This is a genomic window from Kitasatospora sp. NPDC002965, from assembly GCF_040611255.1.
Classification (GTDB): Bacteria; Actinomycetota; Actinomycetes; order Streptomycetales; family Streptomycetaceae; genus Kitasatospora.
The window spans coordinates 1-1,233 of the sequence record NZ_JBEXNT010000315.1 but is presented as its reverse complement, the minus strand read 5'-3'; the positions used below and the strand labels follow the sequence as shown (position 1 = coordinate 1,233).

The following is a 1,233-nucleotide window of genomic DNA, read 5'->3' as shown; positions in this document are numbered from 1 at the left end:
GGATGTAAATGTCATGCTTTAGTCAGTGAATCAGGCTATGTCATAGACTACACAATTACTCCTGCTTCAATGGCTGATAGTTCAATGACCGAGGAAGTGTTGAGTCAATTTGGGACACCAACAGTCCTTGGAGATATGGGATATCTAGGTCAGTCACTGCATGATAGGCTGGAATTAAAAGGAATTGATCTAATTACACCTGTCAGGAAGAACATGAAGCAAAAGAAAATCCTTTTCCCTAATTTTTCAAAACATAGAAAAGTGATTGAGCGAGTTTTCTCTTTTTTGACAAATCTAGGAGCTGAGCGTTGTAAAAGTCGTTCGCCTCAAGGTTTTCAATTGAAATTAGAGATGATACTTTTAGCGTATTCTTTACTGTTAAAATCAGCTAAATCACTGGAACCAGAGACTTTAAGATATTCTATCGGGTATCAAGTCATGGCTAAATAATCAACTAGCAATTCGGGTCGTAATTAACATAATTGTATATGAACCCTTTGCATTTTCATTTAACGGCTTAATGGTTTTTCGCCTTAATAATAATAACCTTTGTTAAAAATTTGATTTTTTCTTTTAAGGGCCTAGAATTTATTATTTCTTTGGTTCTGTTGCAAAGTTTTCCAAAAAATCTATTTTAGTGTAAAATTGAGAAAAAAGACAGAGAGGACAGAGTAATGAATCATTTTAAAGGCAAACAATTCAAAAAAGACGTCATTATTGTCGCTGTTGGTTACTACCTGCGTTACAATCTAAGCTATCGTGAAGTTCAGGAATTGTTATATGATCGTGGAATAAATGTTTGTCATACTACGATTTATCGTTGGGTGCAAGAGTACAGCAAAGTCCTCTATTATCTTTGGAAGAAGAAAAATAGACAATCCTTCTATTCATGGAAAATGGACGAAACCTATATCAAAATTAAGGGACGTTGGCATTATCTTTATCGTGCAATTGATGCGGACGGCTTAACCTTAGATATCTGGTTACGAAAGAAACGGGATACGCAAGCAGCCTATGCTTTCTTAAAACGACTCCATAAACAGTTTGGTGAGCCGAAAGCAATTGTGACCGATAAAGCACCTTCTCTTGGCTCCGCCTTTAGAAAGTTACAGAGTGTGGGTTTATATACTAAGACAGAGCACCGAACTGTGAAGTATCTTAACAACCCCAAGTCGCCCTGACGGCCGCCGGGAACGGCGTGGGTCGGGTCCGCGGCCTGGAAGACCTTGCGGG

General features: G+C 38.2%; 2 pseudogenes. Both read left to right on the top strand.

The window, feature by feature from the left end:
• Positions 1-450, top strand: a pseudogene (locus ABZY91_RS42090) (IS982-like element ISLll1 family transposase); the annotation flags it as partial.
• A 224-nt stretch (positions 451-674) separates the two neighbouring features.
• Positions 675-1,166 (top strand): annotated as a pseudogene (locus ABZY91_RS42085) (IS6-like element ISS1D family transposase); the annotation flags it as partial.
• Positions 1,167-1,233 lie beyond the last annotated feature (67 nt).